This is a genomic window from Pseudomonas sp. 8Z (assembly GCF_902506535.1).
Classification (GTDB): Bacteria; Pseudomonadota; Gammaproteobacteria; order Pseudomonadales; family Pseudomonadaceae; genus Aquipseudomonas.
The window spans coordinates 382186-403808 of the sequence record NZ_LR733824.1 but is presented as its reverse complement, the minus strand read 5'-3'; the positions used below and the strand labels follow the sequence as shown (position 1 = coordinate 403808).

The window sequence follows — 21623 nt, the reverse complement described above, 5'->3', positions numbered from 1 at the left end:
GGGCGTCCGCTGACGCCCGCATTCAAAAGCCCATCAGCATCATCCAGAGCGGCAAGCTGATGGCGGCCAGCAGTGTCGACAGCGAAATCGCCGCGCTAACGCTGCGGTTGTCCTCAGCCGTACGGGCAAATGCCATCACATTCACCCCACTCGGGCAGGCCGCCAGCAGCACCATCACCGTCCGCGCGGCATCGTTGAGGCCCGGCAGCAGGCCACTCAAGGCCCACACCAACGCTGGGAACAGCAGCAGCTTGACCAGCGCCACGCCCCACGCCTCAGTGGTCGGTCGCAGCCGATAGCGCGACAGACTCGCGCCCAGCACGATCAGGGCACAAGGCAAGGCAGCCTGGCCCAGCCAGGTCACCGCACGCCACAGGCTATCGGGCACCACTAGCCCGGAAAGATTGAGCATGGCGCCCAACAGCAGACCGATAATCATAGGGTTGGCCAGGTTCTTCAGCAGGGCGCGACCGTCAACCCGCTCCTGACTGCCGAACGCGGCATAAAAGCTCTGCAGGGAAAACAGCGTCAGGCTGTGAAACACCAGAATGGCGAACACATACACCAGTCCAGACGCCCCCATCAGGCTGGTGACCAACGGAATCCCCACCAGCACGTTATTGGAAAACGCCGCCACCAGGCCCAACGGCGTGGCCGCCCCGCGTCGCCAGTGCGCCACGCCGTTGACCAGCACAAACACCAGCAACACCGGCAGGTAATAACCCAGCAGCAGCATCGGCGACAGCCCTTCATTCAGATGCGCCTTGGCGATACCGCTGAACAGCAGCGTGGGCATGAACAGCTTGAAGGTGATATTGGCCAGCCCGGCGGCCGATTCGGCGTTGAGCCATTGGCGCCAGCCCAGCACATAGCCGAGCACGATCAGGGCGAAGATCGGCAGGATTGCCTGTACTGCGAGCATCGATTCACCAGCCTCCTGAGGCATGCCAAATGGGTGCGAATCAAGCCGGATCCGCCAAGGCCGCCCAGCATACGCGCTGCTGCGGGGTGATGCGACGCTTGTGCGCAACACAACAACCTGGCGCAAAAGCCCGATTTAGAGGCTGCCGAGCAGCTATTGAGGACGTCGATGTTCACTATCAGGACAGTCAAGTTCTTCTCCTACCAGCACGCTAGGAAAATTGCCCGCGACGCTACTTATTCCTCCTGTCGGAGACACAGACATGAAAACCCAACTGACCCTGACCGCCCTCGCTCTAACCCTGCTGACCTCCAGCGCTTTCGCCCTCCCCAGCAGCGCGCCCTTCCCGCTGCTGGGTGAACATCAAGACAGCCAGACCCAAGTGCATGAAGTGCTCAGCCCTGTCGCCGAAAACGGCGCTGAACGAACCCCAGGCGCACAACGCACGCAAGTTGCCGAAAATGGCTCCGAGCGCACGCCCGGAGCACAACGCGTGCAACTGGCCGAAGGCGGTTCGGATCGCCTGATCGAGCAACGCAGCGGCGACGCCTGAACTACCCCGAAGCCTTGTGCATACCAGGGCTCACACCATAGCTACCGGAGGCAGTCGATAAACCCAGATCCGCCACAGCACCGTCGCGAACTGTCGCCACAGGCTGGCGCAGTTGTAGTGCTGGCCATAACGCTCAGCGATCACCCTCACTTCACGCGCCAGCTCGGCATAGCGCCGCGCCGGCAGGTCGGGGAACAGGTGGTGTTCGATCTGATGGCTGAGGTTGCCGGTAAGGATATGCAGCAACGGCCCGCCACTGAGGTTGCTCGAACCGCGTAGCTGGCGCAGATACCAGTGGCCGCGTGTCTCGCCCTGCAAGACGTCGGGCGAAAACACCGCCGCCTTTTCGGTGAAGTGCCCGCAGAAGATCACTAAAAAAGTCCACAGATTGCGCAGCAGGTTGGCCACCACATTGCCCGCCAGCACAGCCAGGGCGTTGGCGCCGAGCAGCAGGGCCAGCAACGGGAAAATCAGATAATCCTTGCCCCACTGCCGCGCCAGCTTGGCACCGAGCTGACGGGCCAGCGGGCGCACTTCGTCCGCGCTGATACGGCCTTTGATCAGCTTGTCCAGGCGCAGGTGCTGGATGGCCACGGCGTACTGGAACAGCAGCGCCTGGATCGTCACCCACAGTGGCTGCCAGCGGTAAAAGGGCTTCCAGCGCTGCTCAGGGAACAGCCGCACCACGCCATAGCCCACGTCATCATCCATACCCAGCACGTTGGTGTAGGTGTGGTGCACGTGGTTGTGCGTGTGCCGCCAGAAGTCAGCAGGCCCGGCGATGTCCCACTCGTACTGGCGCCCGGCAAATTCCGGGTCGTTCATCCAGTCGTACTGGCCATGCATGACGTTATGGCCCAGCTCCATGTTTTCGAGGATCTTGCCCAGCCCCAGCAGCAAGGTGCCAAGCAGCCAGGTGGGCGGGAACCAGCCGAGCATCAGCAGCGCCCGCCCGCTCCAGCAACACAGGCGCACGACAGCGCGCACACGGCGGATATAACGCGCATCGGCCTCGCCCAGGTCAGCCAGGGTGCGCTGGCGCAGGGCGTCCAGCTCGGCACCGAAGGCCTCCAGCTCGGCGGGGCTCAGTTCGCGATCAGGACGATTATTCACAGGTCGATCTCCACGTCCCCGTGCGGGGCGCTGATGCATAGGCGAATGGGTTGATGAGGCTCGGCGAACAGCGCGCCACTGCGCACATCCCGCACCACGCCGCTGAGCAGGGTGCAAGTGCAACTGGCGCAGATGCCCTGGCGACAGCCATGAGCCGGGCGCAAGCCGTTGGCTTCGGCCTGTTCCAGCAGGCTGCGTTGATTCGTCCCCGTGACCTGCTGGCCGCTGCGAGCAAAACGCAGGGACAACGTGCGGCTTTCTCCCACGGCGAGCGGCTCGGGCGGGGTGAAGCTTTCCACCTGCAGCGAACCACTGCGTTCCCACCAGCCTTGCAGGCGCTCGACAAAGCCCCGTGGCCCGCAGGCGATCAAGTGCTCGCCGCACAGCCCATCCAGCTCCTCTTTTTCAATACGCCCGCCGCCCTCACCGCTGATGGCCCAGCGCAGTTGCAGATTCGTATGCCGCTCAGCCAACGCCTGCAACTCCTCGACAAAGGCACGCTGGCCTTGCCTACGCACCTGATGCAGTAGCGTCACAGGCGCGCTGAAGCCCTGCGCCAGCGCCTCGCGCAGCAAGCCCAGCAGCGGCGTGATGCCACTACCAGCGGCGGCCAGCAGTACGGGACGCCCATCGTCCGGCCACTGCAGTTCGCCAAAGGCTGGCGCCAGCTCCAACACCTGGCCGACATCCAGACGATCCAGCAGCGTATTGGACAGCCGCCCACCTGGCTGACGCTTGATCGCCAACTCGATACGCCCATCGCCCCCCACGGCGGTCAGGCTGTAGCTGCGGCCATGGCGCACGCCGTCCTGCTGCAGATAGAGCTGCACATGCTGGCCCGCACGCCAGCCGTGTTGATTGCCATTGCAGCGCAGGGTCAGCGCCAGCATGTCTTCGGCCACCCAACGGCGCGCCTCGACCTGGGCGAAGACGCGCTGCACACGCAGCACCGGGTGCAGCAGCCGCAAGCACAAATCGACATCAGCCTCGCGTAGCCAGCCACGCTCGCAAAGTCGGCGCAGTGGCCATAGCGCAGGCGCCAGGCGACGCGCGAGGGAAAGCGGGATAACGGACATGCAGCAGCCTTCTCAGTGAACAAGTGTTCACAATGCTGGCAGCGGCCGCAAAATGAGTCAACACTCGTTCACTGAAATGCCCGGCGCGGTTCGACGCTGCCCCGGCGCATTTGCTAGAGTGCCGCACCGCTTAAAGATCCGACCCGCATGACGCCACGCGCCGAACAAAAGCAGCAGACCCGCCAGGCCCTGATGCACGCCGCCCTCACCTTGATGGAGAGCGGCCGTGGCTTCGGCAGCCTGAGCCTGCGTGAAGTCACCCGTGTCGCCGGTATCGTGCCCACCGGCTTCTACCGCCATTTCGCCGATATGGACGAACTGGGCCTGGCCCTGGTGGCGGAGGTGGGCGAGACCTTCCGCGCGGCGATCCGCCAAGTGCGCCGCCATGAGTTCGAGATGCGCGGCATGATCGACGCCTCGGTGCGTATCTTCCTCGCCGAGGTGGCCGACAATCGTGCTCAATTTCTCTTCCTCGCCCGCGAGCAATACGGCGGCTCGCAACCTGTGCGCCAGGCCATCACCGCCTTGCGCGAGCGCATCACCAGCGACCTGGCAGCGGATCTGAAGCTGATGAACCGCATGCCGCAACTGGATGACGCCGGCCTCGACGTGGTCTCGGACCTGGTGGTCAAGACCGTGTTCGCCACCCTGCCCGAGCTGATCGACCCGCCCGCCGACAACCTCCCCGCGCACCTGAGCGCCGAGGCCAAGGTCATCCAGCAACTGCGCTTCATCATGATCGGCGGCAAGCACTGGATGGGCCTGGGCAAGCCGAGCGAATGATTCGCACCACATAGGTGCAGTAAACCTCGTCGCGCACCAAATAAATCCTGACCACACTGCCAAGTCAGCCACTGACGACCAAAATGCGCCGTGCCACAGCCTTGGCAAGGCCCTTGCACTATTTCCGGGCACACTGCCCCGGAATCGATGCACATGCTGGTGATCCACACCCGAATCGCGCCACAGAACACCTATGACGCCGAACTGGAACTGACCTTCGAGGCGCGCAGCAAGAGCCGCCTGCGCTGCTTCACCACCACAGGCGAAGAGGTCGGCCTGTTCCTCGAACGCGGCCAGGCCGCCCTGGCCGATGGCGAATGCCTGCAGGCCAATGACGGCCGCATCGTGCGCGTGCGCGCCAAGGCCGAGCCACTGCTGCACGTCACCTGCGCCAGCCCCTTCGAGCTGATGCGCGCCGCCTATCACCTGGGCAATCGCCACGTCGCCCTGCAACTGGGCGATGGCTGGCTGCGCCTGCCCGACGACTACGTGCTCAAGGCCATGCTCGAACAGCTCGGCGCCCAGGTCGACACCATCGAGGCACCTTACCAGCCGGAGCAAGGCGCCTACGGCGGCGGCCATCATCATTCGCACCATGGCGACGCCGAGTTCAATTACGGCCCGCGCCTGCACCAATTCGGTGTGCGAACGTGACAGCCGCCCTACCCGGCTCAGCCTGGGCGCTACTGCGCCTGGCCAGCCCGCAACTACCAATTGGCGGCTACAGCTACTCGCAGGGCCTGGAATGGGCCATCGACAGCGGCCTGATCAAGGATGCCGAGAGCGCCGAGCGCTGGCTGAGCGAGCAACTGTCACTCAACCTCTCGCGCTTCGAAGCGCCCTTGCTGCTAGCGCACTGCCGCGCCGCCGCAAGCGGTAACTGGCAAGAGTTGCTGGAACTTGCCGAACGCCATCGCGCCAGCCGTGAAACCCGCGAGCTGGCCCTGGAAAGTCGGCAGATGGGCTATTCGCTCAGGCAACTGCTCGAAGGTCTGCCGGAGCTGGATGACGACGCCCGCCGCGTTCTCGCCGAACATCCAGAACCGGGTCTGGCCCTGGCCTGGGCGCTGGCCGCGCGCGCCTGGCAGATCGCCCCGGACGATGCCCTGGCCGCCTGGCTCTGGGGCTGGCTGGAGAACCAGCTCGCCGTACTGATGAAGGTGCTGCCCATGGGCCAACAAGCCGCCCAGCGCCTGACCAGCCGCCTGTTGCCGCAGCTCGATGCCGCGCAGCAGCAGGCCGCCACTCTTTCCCCCGAACACTGGGGCAGCGCCGCTTTCGGCCTGGCCCTGGCGAGCATGGCGCACGAGCGCCAGTACTCGCGTCTCTTCCGCTCCTGACGAGGAACAACAGCAAATGAACAGCCAACCCCTGCGTGTCGGCATCGGCGGCCCGGTCGGTTCCGGCAAGACCGCCCTCACCCTGGCGCTGTGTCGCGCCCTGCGCGAGCGTTACAACATTGCCGTGGTCACCAACGACATCTACACCCAGGAAGACGCCCAGTTCCTGGTGCGCAACGAGGCGCTGGAGCCCGAGCGCATCATCGGCGTGGAAACCGGCGGCTGCCCGCACACCGCCATCCGCGAGGATGCCTCGATCAACCTGGAGGCAGTCGAGCAGCTAAATCGGCGCTTTCCGGGTCTGGATCTGATCATCGTCGAATCCGGCGGCGATAACCTGTCGGCCACCTTCAGCCCAGAGCTCTCCGACCTGACCCTGTACGTGATCGATGTGGCGGCGGGCGACAAACTGCCGCGCAAAGGCGGCCCGGGCATCTGCAAATCCGACCTGCTGGTGATCAACAAGATCGACCTGGCGCCGATGGTCGGCGCCTCGCTGGAAGTGATGGAGCGCGACACCCTGAAGATGCGCGGCGACAAGCCATTCGTCTTCAGTAACCAAAAAGTCGGCCAGGGTCTCGACGAGATCATCGCCTTCATCGAACGCCAGGGCATGCTCACCGCGGCCTGATTCCCCCAAGGAGAACCACATGAATCTGCGCAAGACCCTTTCCGCCATCGCCCTGTTCTGCACCCCGGCACTGGCCTTCGCCCACCCCGGTCATGGTGAATCAGGCCTGATGTCTGGCCTGGCCCACCCGGTGTTCGGCCTGGATCACCTGCTGGCCATGCTTGCCGTTGGCCTGTGGGCCGCACAGCAAAGCGGCGCGGCGCGCTGGGCGCTGCCTGTGACCTTCGTGGGCAGCATGCTGGTCGGCGGCCTGCTGGGCTTCTCCGGCGTGGAAATCCCGCTGATGGAAACCGGCATCGCCGGTTCGGTACTGGCTTTCGGGCTGTTGGTGGCCGTGGCCGCACGCCTGCCGATGGCGGTATCGATTGGCCTGACCGCCCTCTTCGCCCTCAGCCATGGCGTCGCTCACGGCCTGGAGCTGCCAGAGCTGGCCAGCCCCTACGGCTACGCCGCCGGTTTCATCATCGCCACCGCCGCCCTGCACGCCTGCGGCTACGCCCTGGTGCGCTTCCTGCCCCAGGCTGCGGCGCCACTGGTACGCATCGCCGGTGCTGCATCGGCGCTAGCAGGCGTGTGGCTGCTGGCCAATTAAGTCTCGCTGTCCGCCTCCACTCGGGGGCGGACAGCCGCTGTACACCGGCTCATATCCCCACCTCATACCACCTCAGCCTAGTTACCCACAGATAATTCACAAAGTAATACACAGAATCTGAGGATAACTCCCATAGACGCGGCTCAATCCCCCTGTAAACGTCTCTATTCCTTGCTCTCCATACCACCAGCCTAGGGCGATCAAAAAAACATCAAACGCCCAAAACCCTTACACTGCCTGACCTACAGCAAGCCTTACAAAGCTTATCCACATCTTCACCCACAGCCACTGGGGAAAACTTGGCAGCCTCTCGGAAAATCCACGAAAGAATGTCAAGCCCTTGTGAATAAAGGTTTTTATTGAGTGTTCAAAAATTAACCAGGCCGCGATAAGAGGCAGTATTTCAGCGACACAAGAAGGAGCCACCAGCTTATCCACAACATTACGCACAGCTCTCGGGGAAAACTTTTCCTACTCGTCGGCTTTGCCTATCAACTTGATCGAAACAATCTACGGGCAAGGCGTGCAGGCCCCGGCTAGCCTCTGTTGGCATACCTAAGCAAGGAGCCTTGCCATGTCCCTCGACGATCTCCGCCAGTTACTCGCCAGCTATGCCTGTGGCACCTGCGGCATTGATACACGCCATTGAGCAGGCCGCCGAAAAACTACCTGCGTTGGCAATACTGCGTTAAAAACAGCCTCGCGTGCGAGCCCAGTCAAAATGCTCATTTACAGCACGTAAAGTCGAACGCGACTCCGAGCGTTTTTCGGCTGTTTTTTGCGGGGCCGCCATCGGTATTGTCTTGCCTGCCTCGCCTACGTTTTTCAACGGCCTTCTCCCCCTTGGTCGCGCCGCGCCGGCTGGTTAACCTTGGCGTTTTTCGTCAAGGAACTCTGCCATGTCCCTGCGCAGCATCTGTGTTTTCTGTGGCGCCAGCCCCGGTGCCAGCCCGGCCTATCGTGAAGCCGCCGAAGCCCTCGGCCAGCACTTGGCCGAGCGCGGCGTACGGCTGATCTATGGTGGCGGCGCGGTCGGCCTGATGGGCGTGGTGGCTGATGCGGCGTTGAACGCCGGTGGCGAAGTCATTGGCATCATCCCGCAGAGCCTGGAGCGCGCTGAGATTGGCCATCGCGGCCTGACCCACCTGGAAGTGGTGGACGGCATGCACGCCCGCAAGGCGCGCATGGCCGAACTGGCTGACGCCTTTATCGCCCTGCCAGGTGGCCTCGGCACCCTGGAAGAACTGTTCGAAGTGTGGACCTGGGGCCAGCTCGGCTACCACGCCAAGCCGCTCGGTCTGCTGGAGATCAACGGTTTCTACAGCAAGCTCGGTGACTTCCTCGACCATCTGGTAGCCGAGCGTTTCGTGCGCTCACAGCACCGCGAGATGCTGCAGATCGCCGACTCGCCGCAAGCACTGCTCGACGCTCTGGGCGCCTGGCAGCCGAGCGTGGCACCGAAGTGGGTGGACAGAGCACCGGCCTGACCTTTGCTGTGAGCCACTACCTGCTTTCGCTCCAGGCGCGATGCTGGCAGTGGCCGAGGATGTTAGGCTCCGCCCTGCGTTTATCCACATGGAAGCCCAACAATGGCCGGAAGCAGTCTGCTCACCCTGATCGACGATATCAGCACCCTCCTCGATGACGTCGCCAGCATGACCAAGGTAGCCGCGCGCAAGACCGCCGGTGTGCTGGGTGATGACCTGGCACTCAATGCCCAACAAGTCACTGGCGTGCGCGCCGAGCGCGAGCTGCCGGTGGTCTGGGCGGTGGCCAAGGGCTCGCTGATCAATAAGGCGATCCTGGTGCCGGCGGCGCTGCTGATCAGCGCGGTCGCGCCCTGGCTGGTGGTGCCGCTACTGATGTTCGGCGGCCTGTTCCTTTGCTACGAGGGCGCCGAGAAGCTGCTGCACAAGTTCCTTCATCACGACGAGGACAACGGCAAGCAGGCGCGCCTGGAAGCACTGAGTAACCCCGAGGTGGATCTGGTCGCCTTCGAGCGCGACAAGATTCGCGGGGCCATCCGCACCGACTTCATCCTCTCGGCGGAAATCATCGCCATCACCCTGGGCACCGTCGCAGGCGCCAGCTTGATCAACCAATTGGTGGTGCTCAGCACCATCGCCCTGGTGATAACCGTCGGCGTTTATGGCCTGGTAGCCGGGATCGTCAAGCTGGACGACGCCGGGCTCTACCTCAGCCAGCGTGGCGGTGCCTTCGTCCAGGCTTGCGGACGCGGCCTGCTGGCACTGGCACCGAAGTTAATGAAGACGCTCTCGGTCGTCGGCACAGCAGCCATGTTCATGGTCGGCGGCGGCATTCTCAGCCATGGCCTGGCACCGGTCGAAGCAGCCATGCACCACAGCGCCGAGTGGGTGGCACAGGGCGCTGCAGCATGGCTCTCGGCAGCCGTGCCAACACTACTCAACGCTCTGCTGGGGATCGTCGTTGGCATCATCAGCGTGCCACTGGTGAGCCTCGGCACTCGCCTATGGCAAGCGTTGCGACCGGCCACAACAAACTAAGGCGTACATTTTTCGCGCAGCAGGCGGCGCGCCTTAGCGGGCGCCGTCGAGCGTGACTTTCCCCAAGCTTATCCACAGCTTGCTCCACGCTTTTAGGGGATAAGCCCACGCTTTGCACGGGCATTCGAACAGCCATCTTCCTATCCACTCAAGCATCTAATTTTCAAGGCTTTTCAACTGAAGCATGCACCTCTCAGTTGTGCTGAGCAAAAGCTGACCAGCCACCCAGAAACAACGCGTAGCGGGCTCTAGCGCTAACCATGCAGAGATTGCTCACACACTTATCCACAGATTATCGGGATAACCGGGCGTGGCGTTCGGTCGCACTTGCAAGCGGCCAGAGCTGTGCGAATCTGTCCAGACCTGAATGGACTATCAGAACCTGGAGGCTTCACGATGTTACGCAACATTGCTCTGATGACACTGCTTGGCCTGGCCAGCACCCCACTCTTCGCCGCCGACTGCTCGGTGGATGTCGAAGCCACCGACCAGATGACCTTCAACACCCAGGCCATCAACGTCAGCAAGAGCTGCAAGACCTTCACCGTCAACCTCAAGCACACCGGCGCCCTGCCCAAGACGGCCATGGGTCATAACTGGGTACTGAGCAAGACCGCCGACATGCAGGCCGTCGCCACCGATGGCATCGGCGCCGGCCCTGATGCCAGCTACCTCAAAGCAGACGACAGCCGCGTGCTCGCCCACACCAGCCTGATCGGCGGCGGCGAGAGCACCTCGGTGACATTCGATGTGAGCAAGCTGGCAGCCGGTGAGGATTACAGCTTCTTCTGCTCCTTCCCCGGCCACTACGCAATGATGAAAGGCAGCGTGAAACTGGTCGACTGAGTCATCCGCAAGGGCCTCGGCCGAGGCCCTTGATCGCGCCTATCCGAGCGGCAAGACCGTGACCTCTACTTCCGGGTCATGGCTGCCGCCCCCCAGAATCACCCCACGCAGCGGCGACACATCGGAGAAATCCCGGCCCCAGGCCAGGGTGATGTGCTCCAGTGCCGGACGGATGTTATTGGTGGGGTCGAAATCCACCCAGCCCTGGCGCGGGCAATACAACGAGATCCAGGCGTGCGAAGCATCGGCGCCGATCAACCGTGGTTGGCCGGGCGGTGGCTGAGTCAACAGATAGCCGCTGACGTAACGCGCCGCCAAACCGCGCGAACGCAGGCAAGCCAGCATCAGGTGGGCAAAGTCCTGGCAGACCCCGCGCTTCTCTTCCAGCACTTGCAACAAGGGCGTCGCCACCTGGGTCGCCTCGGCATCGAAGCTAAATTCATCGAAGATCTTCTGCATCAGTGCCTGTCCGGCCTGCAGCAGCGGCCTGCCAGGTGTGAAACAGTCATCGGCGTAGTCGGCGAAAACCTGCTTGAGGCGCACGTAGGGCGACTCGAAGCGGTAGCGTGCGGCCTCCAGCAACGCTGGCTCCATGCGCTGGCCGCTGTAACTGAGCGCTGCACACGCAGCCTCCCAGCTTGGCGAATCGGCCAGATCCAGAGGCGCGCGGGCCAGCACCTCGACGCGTAACCGGGCACTGACGCTGAGCACCTCATGCGGGCGCTCGAACACCAATCGCGTCAGCGGATTACCGAACACATCCAGGCCATCGCGGCGCTGGCAGGGCTGCGGGTCGATGCGCAACGTCTGCTCATGGCAACGCTGCCAAGCGCATTCGCGCGGCCACAGATGCGCCAGTTGCTGCGCCAGGGAAACCGGTGCCGAGTAACGGTAATGGGTATCGTGAAAGATCTGATACAGCGCACTGCTCATGAGGATTGCGTCCGCTGGCTAACGTCGACATGGACGAAGAAGCGCAGCCCAAGGTGGTCGGAAACCGCACCAGAGGCCTCGCTGATGGCGGTCAGCAGGTCGGCCAGACCTTCGAGCACCGCACGGGTGCTGCCTGGGCCGAACAGCGGGTTTTCCAGACTGGCCAGGCTGAACGCGGCGAGCTGCTGCTCCAGATAGACCAGGTAGCGCTCAGCCGGTAGCTGGAAGCGCTCGTTGAGCCCTTGCAGTGAGCGCAACAAGGTACTGAGCTGGAAGATCACCGCGTGCGGGTTCTGATCGTCCAGCAAGAGCAGGTCAAGTACCGGAATCAGTTGTGCCGAAGCCAGGTAGCGGGTGCGGTAAGTGATGCTGCTATTGCCCAGTTCCAGCAGCCACTCCAACGCGGACTGATCAGTGGCGGCGCCGCTGCGCAGGAAGTTGGCGAAGCTGTCGCAGAGAAATTGCAGGCGCTCGATATAGCGGCCCAGCATGAGAAAACGCCAGCCGTCGTCACGCGTCATGTCATCGAGGGCGAAGCCGGACAGCGCCGCCAGCGACATCAGCAGGCGGTTGAGAAAATCCAGCAACTCGCCGAAGTCGGCCGGCTGCCCTTCAAGCAATTGCGCTTCGCGCTGCAGCTCGACCAGCGCCTGCCAGTTGGCCTGGGACAACTTGCCACGCACGCTGCCAGCCGCCCATTGCAGGCGCTGCAGGTTGGCGCGCAAGCTGGCGGGCCAGTCACTGCCGAGCAGCGCCTGCAGCAGGCGCTCCTCAAGCTCGCCTTCATCGGGCTCAGCCAACAGCCCCAGGCTCTGCGCCAACGCCAGGGCGCTCTGCAGCGCCTGCGGGTCGTCGTCATCATCGACGTAGCGCGCCAGCATGATGCGCAGCAGCCGCGCGCTGCCCTCGCAACGCTCGGCATAGCGGCCAAACCAGAACAGATTCTCCACCACCCGCGAAGGCAGGAAAGGGTCGCTGCGCACCAGATCAGCGGTGCCCAGGGTGCGTTGCGTCTGCCAGGGCTCGCCGCCACTCTGCCGGTTACCCAGCACCCAGGTGTCCTTACTCGCGCCGCCGCGCTGCATGGATACCACCTCAGCATCGGCCTCACCGGCCACACGGGTCAAGCCGCCGGGCATCACCCGGTAGCCATCGGCGCTGGCCACAGCGAATACGCGCATGCCAATGGCGCGCGGTTGCAAACCGCTGCCGTCCCACACAGGGGCCTGCGACAGCTTGGCGCGCGCCTGCGCCACGTAGGCGTAGGGGCGCAATTTAAGGCGTGCGGCCAGCTTGGCGCGCTGCGCCTCGTCGAGGTCGCGACCAAACACCGGGGTGAAGCTCTGCGAAGGAAACGCCGGGCGCACCAGCACCTGATCGAGCATCTCCACTGCCTCTTCCAGCACGGGCGGCTCACCGCACCACCAACTGGCAATCGAGGGCAACAGCAGTTCTTCGCCCAGCAGATGCTCGCTGATCGCTGGCAGAAAGCCGGGCAAGCCGGGTGATTCCAGCACGCCGCTGCCAAGGGCATTGGCCACCAGCACGCGACCACGGCGCACCGCTTCCAACAGGCCCGGCACGCCAAGAGCAGAATCGGTGCGCAGCTCCAGCGGGTCGCAGTAGTCATCGTCGAGACGCCGCAACACCGCATGCACGCGGCGCAAACCTGCGAGCGTTTTCAGATAGAGCGTGGCGTCGCGCACGGTCAGGTCGCTGCCTTCGACCAGTGGATAACCGAGCTGGCGCGCCAGATAAAGGTGCTCGAAGTAGCTTTCGTTGAAGCGCCCCGGCGTCAGCAGCACCACCAGCGGCGTCTCGCCACCACTGGGCGCTTGGCGCGCCAGGGTGTCCTGCAAGGTGCGGAAGAAACCGGCCAGGTACTGCACGCGCAAATCGCGGTACAACTCGGGAAAGGCGCGCGAGACTATCTGCCGGTTCTCCAGTGCATAACCGGCGCCGGACGGTGCCTGGGTACGATCAGCGGTGACCCACCAGCGGCCATCCGGGGCACGCGCCAGATCCACGGCATACAGGTGCAGCCAGGTACCGCCCGGTGCCTGTACGCCCTGACAGGGCCAGAGGAAGTTGTTATGACCGAACACCAGCTCGCTCGGCAACAGGCCTTCGGCAATCAGTTTCTGCGGGCCGTACAGGTCGCCCAGCACGCGGTTGAGCAAGGTAGCGCGCTGCGCCACGCCAGCGGCGATCTGCTGCCACTCGTCCGCTGGAATCAGGTTGGGTAGCAGATCGAGTTCCCACGGGCGGTCTGACCCTTCGGGATCGGCATAGACGTTGTAGGTGACGCCGTTCTCCTGGATCTGCCGGGCCAGCATGGCCTCGCGCTGCGCCAGGTGCTCCGGGCGGCTGCGCGCCAGTTGCTCGTAAAGGCGGCGCCAGTGCGGGCGCACGTTGCCCTTGGCATCGAGCAGCTCGTGGTAGGCCCCGGCAGGGGGCGGATAATCGGCTAACAGGTCGTGCATGGCAGGCTCGGCAGTGGCAAGGCAGCGTGACGCAGATTGATGAGCCACATCCGTGGGAGGCGCTTCAGCGGCGACGGTTCGCGGCTAAAGCCCCTCCCACAGATGGAATCGACGTCAGACGCGACGCAGATCCAGGGTCATCGGCAGTTCATTATTGTCTATCGGATCCATGGCCGGGCGCTTGCCTGGAGTGTGCCCCAGGCGGAAGAAGCGCGCCAGGCGCCGACTCTCGGCCTCGTAGGCGTTGACCGGCAGGCTGTCGTAGTTGCGCCCGCCGGGATGGGCGACATGGTACTGGCAACCGCCCAACGAGCGCTGCATCCAGGTGTCGATGAGGTCGAACACCAGCGGCGCGTGCACACCGATGGTCGGCTGCAGGCAACTGGCCGGCTGCCAGGCACGGAAGCGCACGCCGCCGACGAACTCACCGACCTTGCCGGTGGGCCGCAGCGGCACCGGCACGCCGTTGCAGGTCAGCACGTAGCGATCCGGCGCCATGCCGACCACCTTCACCTGCATGCGCTCCAGCGACGAATCGACATAGCGCACGGTGCCGCCAACGGCGCCCTCCTCACCCAACACATGCCAGGGCTCCAAGGCCTGGCGCAGTTCCAGATCGATGCCCTTGACCACAAAGTCGCCGGCCTTGGGGAAGCGGAACTCGAAGTGCGGGGCGAACCATTCACTGCGCAGGCGGTAGCCGAAACTGCTCAGTTCCTGCAGCACATCGGCGAAATCCTGTTCGACGAAGTGCGGCAGCAGATAGCGGTCATGCAGCTCGGTGCCCCAGCGCACCAGCTTGGCCGGGCGATAAGGCTCCTGCCAGAAGCGTGCGATCAGCGCGCGCAGCAGCAGTTGCTGGGCCAGGCTCATCTGCGCGTGTGGCGGCATCTCGAAGGCACGCAGTTCCAGCAGGCCGAGACGGCCACTGGCCGAATCCGGCGAGTACAGTTTGTCGATGCAGAACTCGGCGCGGTGGGTATTGCCGGTGACATCCACCAGCAGGTTGCGCAGCAGACGATCGACCAGCCACGGCGGGCAATCGCGGCCTGGTTCGGGCATCTGTGCGAAAGCGATCTCCAACTCGTACAGGGCGTCGTTGCGCGCCTCGTCCACCCTCGGAGCTTGAGACGTCGGGCCGATAAACAACCCACTGAACAGGTAGGACAGCGACGGGTGGTTGTGCCAGTAGCTGATCAGGCTGCGTAGCAGATCGGGGCGGCGCAGGAAGGGCGAATCGCTCGGGGTCGCACCGCCGAGGACGAAATGGTTGCCCCCGCCAGTGCCGGTGTGGCGCCCGTCGATCATGAATTTCTCACTGGAAAGCCGCGACTGGCGCGCCGCCTCGTAAAGAAACTCACAACGCTCAACCAGCTCATCCCAGCTCGCCGCCGGATGAATGTTCACCTCAATCACGCCCGGATCAGGGGTGACGCGGAAGTATTGCAGGCGTGGATCGAGCGGCGGCTCGTAGCCTTCCATCAGCACCGGGCAGTTCAACTCGGCCGCCACTGCCTCGATGGCGGCGACCAGTTCCAGATAGTCCTCCAGATGCGCCAGCGGCGGCATGAACAGGTACAAACGGCCCTCGCGCGGCTCGGCGCACAAAGCGGTTCGCACGATACCGGCAGCCGACTGCCCAGTGGCCGGGCGCACAACACTCTGCACACCGGCACTGGCGCCACGCCAGACACCACGCAACTGACGCTGAACCTGCGCCGGGCTGGGTAGCGGCGGCAGTGTTTGGCTGGGGTCGACCGGGTTGATATAGGGGTAATCGGCCTGACTGACCCAAGGCAGCGAATCCAGCGGCAGGCGGTAGCCCAGCGCCGAATCACCCGGTAACAGACGGCAATGTTCATCGCGCAGGAACCAGCGCCCACTCTGCCAGCCCTCGCCGACGACCTGGCGCGCCAGCGGCAGGACATGGCCGACGATGTTATCCAGGCCCTGATCGAACACCTTGCGCAGGCGCTCGCGCTCCAGTGGGTCGCTCAGGCGCGGGTCGTCCGGGGTGACGTTGTCCGGCAGCTTGCGCTCGCGCCACAGGTAGTAAAACCAATCCTCATAGGCCGGGAATACATTGCCGCCATCGACCCCCAAGTGCACAGCCAGAGTGGCCAGGAAGCGCTTGGCGGTCTCGGCGGTAGCACCGTAGCCGCGTTTCTCGTCAGCCAGTAACTTGGGCTCGTGCCACAGCGGCTCGCCATCACGGCGCCAGAAACAGTTCAACGACCAGCGCGGCAGTTGCTCACCCGGATACCACTTGCCCTGGCCAAAGTGCACCAGCGCCTTGGGCGCGTAATGCTCACGCAAGCGATAGAACAGGTCGGCAGCCAGACGGCGCTTGTTCGGCCCCAACGCAGCGGTATTCCATTCATCATCATCGGGATAGTCGAGGGCAACGAACGTCGGCTCACCGCCCATGGTCAGGCGCACGTCATGCTTGTGCAGATCTTCGTCGATCTGCTGCCCCAGCGCCTGGATCGCCTGCCACTGCGCCTCACTATAGGGCTTGGTGACGCGCGGCGCCTCCCACACACGCTCGACGCTCATCAGGTGCTCGAACTCCACCTCGCACTCGTCCAGTCCGCCGGTAATCGGCGCCGCCGAAGAAGGCTCTGGGCTGCACGCCAGCGGGATATGGCCCTCACCAGCGAACAAGCCGCTGGTGGGGTCGAGGCCAATCCAGCCCGCACCGGGCAGATACACCTCGCACCAGGCGTGCAGATCGGTGAAGTCCTTGTCGGTACCGCTGGGGCCGTCGAGGGATTTGACGTCGGCGGTAAGCTGGATCAGGTAGCCGGAAACGAAGCGCGCCGCCAACCCCATGTGGCGCAGCAACTGCACCAGCAACCAGGCCGAATCGCGACAGGAGCCGGAGGCGTTCTCCAGGCTTTGCTCGGGCGTCTGTACACCGGGTTCCATGCGAATCAGGTACTGAATATCGGTCGACAGACGCTGATTCAGCGCCACCAGGAAATCGATGCTCGGCACCGGTTCGCGGGAGATGCTCGCCAGGTACTCGGCAAACAGCGGCGTAGCCTCCAGCTTGACCAGATAAGGCGCCAGCTCGCGCTGCTCACCCTCGGTATAAGCGAAGGGAATACGCTCGGCGTAGGGTTCGAGGAAGAAGTCGAAGGGGTTGAACACCGCCATCTCGGCGACCAGATCCACCTCGACCTTGAACTCGCGGGTCTTCTCCGGGAACACCAGGCGCGCCAGGTAGTTGCCCTGCGGGTCCTGCTGCCAATTGACGAAGTGTTCGCCCGGCTCGACCTTCAGCGCGTAAGAGAGGATGCGCGTGCGGCTGTGCGGCGCCGGTCGCAAACGTACGACCTGCGGCCCAAGATTGACCGCGCGGTCATAACGGTAGTGAGTGACATGATGCAGCGCGACATGAATCGACACGGCGGCCTCCTGCTAGCCTGGACGATGAACTGTGCCGCGCAAGACTTATGCCAGAGCGCGCAGCACAGGCCTATCAGGCCCCATCATAACCTCAGCGCACCAGCAAGAAGCCAGGAGCGCACCACGGCGGCAACGGCGCACCAATACGGAACACAACAAGCTGGCTTGCCATAACCGCTGCCTGCCATAGACTGCACGCATCACACGCAAGGATATGCACTATGCCCCTCCGCTTCGCACGCCGCCTGACCCTCAGTTTTCTGATGCTTTCTCTGAGCGGCACAATCTGGGCAGAGGACACACTGCTCGCCCCCCTGGATCAGGCTGCAACTGCGAGTGGCGAACGTCAGATACGCGGGGTGCTGCGAGCCCGCAACCAAGCCGTGATCAGCAGTGAGTTGTCAGGCCGGATCGTCGAAATGCCTTACAGCGACGGGCAAAGCTTCGCCAAGGGCGATCTGTTGGCACGCTTCGACTGCAGCGCCTATCAGGCTCAACTCAACGCGGCGCAAGCAGCCGCCCGCGCGACCCAGGAAGAGTTGAAACACAAGAAGCAACTGGCCGCGCTCAACTCGGTAGGACGCTTCGAAGTGGCGCTGGCCGAAGCCCATCTGGCGCAGGCGCAAGCCGAAACCCAGGTCTATCAGGTGCAGGTCAAGCGCTGCAGCATCACCGCGCCATTCAGCGGCAACGTGGTACAGCGCCGCGCGCAACCCCACGAGAGCGTCACCAGCGGCTCGCCACTGCTGGAAGTGGTGGATAACAGCACGCTGGAAATCTACTTGCTGCTGCCCTCTAGCTGGCTCAATCGCTTACAGCTCGGGCAAACATTCGAGTTCACCCCCGACGAAACCGGCAAACCACTCACCGCGAAGATTAAACGCCTAGGCGCCCGCATCGATGAAGGCAGTCAGACCCTGCTGCTCATTGGCAGCCTGCCCGAGAACGGCGAGGGACTGCTCGCCGGCATGAGTGGCACGGCGCAACTCAAGGTAGCGCCATGAACGCAGCGCTCCCCACCAGCGCTGAGCGCATTTTCGCCCTGTTTCTTGGACTGCAACAGCAAGCCCGCAACGCCAGCAACATCGAGCAGTTGGCCTTCGCCATGGTCAACGACGGGCAGGCAATGTTCGGCTTTCGCCATGCCGCCCTGTTGATCGCAGGCAAGGCGCAGGCACTGACCGGAATCAGCGTGGTAGAGGCGAATGCGCCCTTCGTCGCCTTCGTCGAACGCGCCGCCTCTGCCTTGCTCGGCCAGGGCCGTCTGGATGAAGGGCACAACGTCGACTCAGCCCATCTGGACGAACAAACACGTCTGGATATGAACAGCCTGTCCGCGCCGTACGCCTACTGGCTACCGTTGAAGAACCGCAGCGGTGAAACCTTCGGCGGCCTGTGGCTGGCACGCGAGCAACCTTTCAACGACGCCGAACAATCGCTACTGCAGCAGTTGGCCGACACCTACGCTCATGCCTGGCTGGCCCTGCAGCCTCGCAAGCCGTGGCGCATGCGCTGGCCACGGAAAAAACTGCTGGCCATGGCCGCACTGCTCTCGCTAGTGCTGTTGGTGCCGGTACGTCAGTCCGTGCTGGCCCCTGCCGAGGTGGTGCCACTGGGCGGCCGTGTGGTGGCGGCGCCGCTCGACGGCGTGATCGCCGAATTTCTAGTCAAACCCAACCAGAGCGTGGCCGCTGGGGACATATTGGTGCGTTTCGATGCCACCAGCCTCAAGGCTCAGGCCGACGTTGCCGAGCGTGCGCTGGGTGTGGCCGAAGCCGAACTCAAAGCCAACAGCCAGAGAGCCTTCGCCGACGCCGAATCCAGCGCCCGCCTGGATCTGCTGGCCGCGCGCGTCGAGCAGAAACGCGCCGAACGCGACTACGCCCAGCAACTGCTGGCACGCAGCGAAGTCCGCGCCGAGCGCGCCGGGATTGCGGTATTTGCCGATGCCGAGCGGCTGACCGGGAAACCCGTACAGACCGGTGAACGACTGATGCAGATTGCCGACCCAAGCCAGGCCGAACTGCGCATCGAACTGCCCGTCAGTGACGCCATCGCCCTGGAACCTGGCGCCGATGTAGCGCTCTTTCTCGACAGCGATCCGCTGCACCGTCACGAGGCCAAGCTGGAGCGCGCCGCCTATGAGGCGCAAGGCACTGCCGCCGGGCAACTCGCCTATCGTCTCGACGCCGCATTCGCCGCCACCCCTCCGCGCATCGGCCTGCGCGGCACCGCCAAATTATTCGGTGATCGCGCGCCGCTGGCGTACTACCTGCTGCGCCGCCCGCTAGCGGCCGCGCGCCAGGGGCTGGGCCTATGATGCTGCCCGCATTACGCGCCGACCTACAGCTCTCACCAGCAGCACCCGGCCTCGACGGTGCGCCGCAATGGACGCTGGCCGACCCGCTGCGTGGCCGCTACTTCAAGCTTGGCGCAGCCGCCGTACGCCTGCTGCGCCACTGGCCACTGGGCGAGCCCGAGCGCGTGCTGGCAGCCGCCAACAGCGAGCCCGGCCAACCCCTTGGCGCAGATGAGCTGACAGAGATGCTGAGTTTTCTCAGCCACCACGACCTGATCGCAGCCCTACATGACAAGCAGCGCGCCAGCTACGCTATGAAGGCCGCCGCGCAGCGCCAAAGCCCGTGGAAGCGAGCGCTGCATCAGTACCTGTTCTTCCGCATCCCGCTGTGGCGCCCGGATCCCTTTCTCAACCGCGCCTGGCCAGTGCTGGAACGCCACGGCCCCTGGTTGCTGCGCTGGGGCCTGCCACTGGTTTTCGCCCTCGGTCTGTTTCTGGTGATACGCGATTGGCAGCGTTTTCTCACCACCTTTCCCCATCTGTTTAGCCTGGGCGGCGCCCTGGCCTTTGGCGTGGCGCTGACCTTCGCCAAGCTCTGCCATGAATTCGGCCATGCCTTCATGGCCAAACGCGCTGGCTGCCGCGTGCAGAGCATGGGCCTGGCCTTCATGGTGCTGCTACCGATGTTCTACACCGATGTCAGCGACGCCTGGCGCGTGCGTGAGCGCCGCTCGCGACTGCTGATCGGCGCAGGCGGCGTACTCGCCGAACTGTTGTTAGCCGTGCTGGCGTTACTGGCCTGGTCGCTGCTGCCCGACGGCCCGGCACGCAGCGCTGCCTTCATGCTGGCCAGCGCCACCTGGATCACCACTCTGGTAATCAACCTCAACCCCTTCATGCGCTTCGATGGCTACTTTCTGATCAGCGACCTGTGGGGCGTGGACAACCTGCAGCAGCGCGCCTTCGCCCTATGCCGCTGGCGCCTGCGCGAAGCACTGTTCGGCTATGGCGAAGCGCCCCCCGAACCCTGGTCGCCAGCCATGCGCAAGCGCCTGCTGATCTGGGGCTACGGCTCTTGGATCTGGCGCGCCGTGCTGTTCTTCGGTATCGCCTTGGCGGTCTACCACCTGTTCTTCAAGGTGCTGGGCATCTTCCTCATGCTGGTGGAACTGCTGTGGTTCATCGGCCTGCCGATCTGGAAGGAGTTAGGCGAGTGGTACAAGCGCCGCGACCAGGCCGAGCCACGCAGGACATTGCTCACAGGTCTGGGCCTGAGCGCCGTACTGCTGGTGCTAGTGGTGCCCTGGCGCAGCTCGGTGGAAATACCCGCCATGCTCGAAGCCTCACGCAGCCACACCTTGCACGCGCCCGTAGCCGCCCGCCTGAAAGCCGTGCACGTGCAGGACGGGCAACAGGTGGCAGCGGACGAGTTGCTAATGGAGCTGGACTCCCCCGACCTGGATTCGCGACAAACCATCGTTCGCCGCGAAATCGAGATTCTGCAACTGCAACTGCGCCGCCTCTCGGCGCGCAGCGAAACCGCCGCCGATGCGGGCATCCTCGAACAGCGCCTGGCCGAAGCCGTGGCCGAATATCGCGGCCTGGCGGCCCAACGTGAACGCCTGCAGCTACGCGCCCCACAAGCGGGTGTTGTGCGTGACCTCCAACGTGATCTGAGCGTGGATCGCTGGCTACACCCGAGCGAGCCTCTGGCGCGCATCATTGAACCTGGGCTGCGCCTGCGCGGTTATCTGGCTGAAGAAGAACTCTGGCGAGTGACCAACGCCAGCGATGGTCGCTTTATCCCCGATGATCCCGCTCGCCCGGCGGTGTCCGTGCACCTGGACGAAGTAGACGCTACCGGCATCGCCTATCTGGAACTGGAAGCGCTCAGCTCCGATCATGGCGGCCCCATCGCCGTGCGCCGCGACGCACAGCAGCGCGCCGAACCCGTGCAGGCGCAATACGGGGTACGCCTGACGCTGCTTGATGACGATATCCACCCCGATCATCCGCTACGCGGCGTGGTGGTGCTCGATGGCGCAAGAGAATCGCTGCTAGGCGCAGCCTGGCGACGAATCGCAGCACTCGGTGTGCGGGAAAGCGGTTTCTAAAA

At 64.0% G+C, this 21623-nt stretch carries 18 protein-coding genes; 12 read left to right on the top strand and 6 right to left on the bottom strand.

What is annotated here, in order from left to right; genetic code table 11:
* Window positions 1–22: 22 nt before the first annotated feature.
* Window positions 23–922, bottom strand: coding sequence for an AEC family transporter (locus AERO9A_RS01760; RefSeq protein WP_159970199.1), 900 nt, complete (start codon window positions 920–922; stop codon window positions 23–25).
* Between the two features lie 262 nt (window positions 923–1184).
* On the opposite strand from AERO9A_RS01760, the gene AERO9A_RS01755 reads away from it, so the two are divergent.
* Window positions 1185–1475, top strand: a complete 291-nt coding sequence (locus AERO9A_RS01755; protein ID WP_159970198.1) for a hypothetical protein — start codon at window positions 1185–1187, stop codon at window positions 1473–1475.
* Between the two features lie 30 nt (window positions 1476–1505).
* On the opposite strand, the gene AERO9A_RS01750 is transcribed toward AERO9A_RS01755, so the two are convergent.
* On the bottom strand, window positions 1506–2627 hold the full coding sequence (locus AERO9A_RS01750) for a fatty acid desaturase (protein ID WP_159970197.1): 1122 nt from the start codon (window positions 2625–2627) through the stop codon (window positions 1506–1508).
* Window positions 2585–3664: a ferredoxin reductase gene (locus AERO9A_RS01745; RefSeq protein WP_159970196.1), complete on the bottom strand. Its 1080-nt coding sequence runs from the start codon at window positions 3662–3664 to the stop codon at window positions 2585–2587. Before AERO9A_RS01745 ends, AERO9A_RS01750 begins: the two co-directional genes overlap by 43 nt.
* A gap of 147 nt (window positions 3665–3811) precedes the next feature.
* Between AERO9A_RS01745 and AERO9A_RS01740 the strand changes: the two genes are divergently transcribed.
* The 8 genes from AERO9A_RS01740 to azu all read left to right on the top strand — a co-directional run bounded on the left by AERO9A_RS01740 (window position 3812) and on the right by azu (window position 10381).
* Entirely contained in the window at window positions 3812–4447 is a 636-nt protein-coding gene (locus AERO9A_RS01740; RefSeq protein ID WP_159970195.1) for a TetR family transcriptional regulator, read from the top strand.
* Window positions 4448–4600: 153 nt separating this feature from the next.
* Window positions 4601–5101 carry an urease accessory protein UreE gene (gene ureE, locus AERO9A_RS01735; protein WP_159970194.1) on the top strand — a complete coding sequence of 167 codons (501 nt, stop codon included), beginning with the start codon at window positions 4601–4603 and terminating at the stop codon, window positions 5099–5101.
* On the top strand, window positions 5098–5787 hold the full coding sequence (locus AERO9A_RS01730; RefSeq protein WP_159970193.1) for an urease accessory protein UreF: 690 nt from the start codon (window positions 5098–5100) through the stop codon (window positions 5785–5787). The genes ureE and AERO9A_RS01730 overlap by 4 nt, the downstream gene beginning before the upstream one ends.
* A 16-nt stretch (window positions 5788–5803) precedes the next feature.
* Window positions 5804–6418, top strand: coding sequence for an urease accessory protein UreG (gene ureG / locus AERO9A_RS01725; RefSeq protein WP_159970192.1), 615 nt, complete (start codon window positions 5804–5806; stop codon window positions 6416–6418).
* A 19-nt stretch (window positions 6419–6437) separates the two neighbouring features.
* Window positions 6438–7010 carry a HupE/UreJ family protein gene (locus AERO9A_RS01720; protein WP_159970191.1) on the top strand — a complete coding sequence of 191 codons (573 nt, stop codon included), beginning with the start codon at window positions 6438–6440 and terminating at the stop codon, window positions 7008–7010.
* An 899-nt stretch (window positions 7011–7909) separates the two neighbouring features.
* Window positions 7910–8497, top strand: a complete 588-nt coding sequence (locus AERO9A_RS01715; protein WP_159970190.1) for a TIGR00730 family Rossman fold protein — start codon at window positions 7910–7912, stop codon at window positions 8495–8497.
* A gap of 102 nt (window positions 8498–8599) precedes the next feature.
* Entirely contained in the window at window positions 8600–9535 is a 936-nt protein-coding gene (locus AERO9A_RS01710) for a DUF808 domain-containing protein (RefSeq protein WP_159970189.1), read from the top strand.
* A 396-nt stretch (window positions 9536–9931) separates the two neighbouring features.
* Window positions 9932–10381 carry an azurin gene (azu, locus tag AERO9A_RS01705; protein ID WP_159970188.1) on the top strand — a complete coding sequence of 150 codons (450 nt, stop codon included), beginning with the start codon at window positions 9932–9934 and terminating at the stop codon, window positions 10379–10381.
* A gap of 39 nt (window positions 10382–10420) precedes the next feature.
* Here azu and AERO9A_RS01700 read toward each other — a convergent pair whose 3' ends face one another.
* The 3 genes from AERO9A_RS01700 to AERO9A_RS01690 form a co-directional block, all read right to left on the bottom strand.
* Complete coding sequence (locus AERO9A_RS01700; RefSeq protein WP_159970187.1) at window positions 10421–11314, bottom strand: transglutaminase family protein; 894 nt, start codon at window positions 11312–11314, stop codon at window positions 10421–10423.
* A complete protein-coding gene (locus tag AERO9A_RS01695) occupies window positions 11311–13797 on the bottom strand; it encodes a circularly permuted type 2 ATP-grasp protein (RefSeq protein ID WP_159970186.1) in 2487 nt (828 codons plus the stop codon). The genes AERO9A_RS01700 and AERO9A_RS01695 overlap by 4 nt, the downstream gene beginning before the upstream one ends.
* Window positions 13798–13911: 114 nt before the next feature.
* Window positions 13912–17208, bottom strand: a complete 3297-nt coding sequence (locus AERO9A_RS01690) for a DUF2126 domain-containing protein (RefSeq protein WP_159970185.1) — start codon at window positions 17206–17208, stop codon at window positions 13912–13914.
* Window positions 17209–17471: 263 nt separating this feature from the next.
* On the opposite strand from AERO9A_RS01690, the gene AERO9A_RS01685 reads away from it, so the two are divergent.
* From AERO9A_RS01685 to AERO9A_RS01675, 3 genes are read left to right on the top strand one after another with little or no spacing between them, the layout of a single operon-like run.
* Window positions 17472–18212 carry an efflux RND transporter periplasmic adaptor subunit gene (locus tag AERO9A_RS01685; RefSeq protein ID WP_178111095.1) on the top strand — a complete coding sequence of 247 codons (741 nt, stop codon included), beginning with the start codon at window positions 17472–17474 and terminating at the stop codon, window positions 18210–18212.
* Window positions 18209–19528 (top strand): efflux RND transporter periplasmic adaptor subunit, encoded by a 1320-nt coding sequence (locus tag AERO9A_RS01680; protein WP_159970183.1) that lies wholly within the window; start codon window positions 18209–18211, stop codon window positions 19526–19528. Before AERO9A_RS01685 ends, AERO9A_RS01680 begins: the two co-directional genes overlap by 4 nt.
* Window positions 19525–21621, top strand: coding sequence for an efflux RND transporter periplasmic adaptor subunit (locus tag AERO9A_RS01675; RefSeq protein WP_178111080.1), 2097 nt, complete (start codon window positions 19525–19527; stop codon window positions 21619–21621). Before AERO9A_RS01680 ends, AERO9A_RS01675 begins: the two co-directional genes overlap by 4 nt.
* Window positions 21622–21623 lie beyond the last annotated feature (2 nt).

Bases quoted from the DNA above. Each gene is read 5' to 3' on its own strand.
- AERO9A_RS01760 (WP_159970199.1), bottom strand. From the start codon at position 922: ATGCTCGCAGTACAGGCAATCCTGCCGATCTTCGCCCTGATCGTGCTC.
- AERO9A_RS01755 (WP_159970198.1), top strand. From the start codon at position 1,185: ATGAAAACCCAACTGACCCTGACCGCCCTCGCTCTAACCCTGCTGACC.
- AERO9A_RS01750 (WP_159970197.1), bottom strand. From the start codon at position 2,627: ATGCATCAGCGCCCCGCACGGGGACGTGGAGATCGACCTGTGAATAAT.
- AERO9A_RS01745 (WP_159970196.1), bottom strand. From the start codon at position 3,664: ATGTCCGTTATCCCGCTTTCCCTCGCGCGTCGCCTGGCGCCTGCGCTA.
- AERO9A_RS01740 (WP_159970195.1), top strand. From the start codon at position 3,812: ATGACGCCACGCGCCGAACAAAAGCAGCAGACCCGCCAGGCCCTGATG.
- ureE (WP_159970194.1), top strand. From the start codon at position 4,601: ATGCTGGTGATCCACACCCGAATCGCGCCACAGAACACCTATGACGCC.
- ureG (WP_159970192.1), top strand. From the start codon at position 5,804: ATGAACAGCCAACCCCTGCGTGTCGGCATCGGCGGCCCGGTCGGTTCC.
- AERO9A_RS01720 (WP_159970191.1), top strand. From the start codon at position 6,438: ATGAATCTGCGCAAGACCCTTTCCGCCATCGCCCTGTTCTGCACCCCG.
- AERO9A_RS01715 (WP_159970190.1), top strand. From the start codon at position 7,910: ATGTCCCTGCGCAGCATCTGTGTTTTCTGTGGCGCCAGCCCCGGTGCC.
- AERO9A_RS01710 (WP_159970189.1), top strand. From the start codon at position 8,600: ATGGCCGGAAGCAGTCTGCTCACCCTGATCGACGATATCAGCACCCTC.
- azu (WP_159970188.1), top strand. From the start codon at position 9,932: ATGTTACGCAACATTGCTCTGATGACACTGCTTGGCCTGGCCAGCACC.
- AERO9A_RS01700 (WP_159970187.1), bottom strand. From the start codon at position 11,314: ATGAGCAGTGCGCTGTATCAGATCTTTCACGATACCCATTACCGTTAC.
- AERO9A_RS01695 (WP_159970186.1), bottom strand. From the start codon at position 13,797: ATGCACGACCTGTTAGCCGATTATCCGCCCCCTGCCGGGGCCTACCAC.
- AERO9A_RS01685 (WP_178111095.1), top strand. From the start codon at position 17,472: ATGCTTTCTCTGAGCGGCACAATCTGGGCAGAGGACACACTGCTCGCC.
- AERO9A_RS01680 (WP_159970183.1), top strand. From the start codon at position 18,209: ATGAACGCAGCGCTCCCCACCAGCGCTGAGCGCATTTTCGCCCTGTTT.
- AERO9A_RS01675 (WP_178111080.1), top strand. From the start codon at position 19,525: ATGATGCTGCCCGCATTACGCGCCGACCTACAGCTCTCACCAGCAGCA.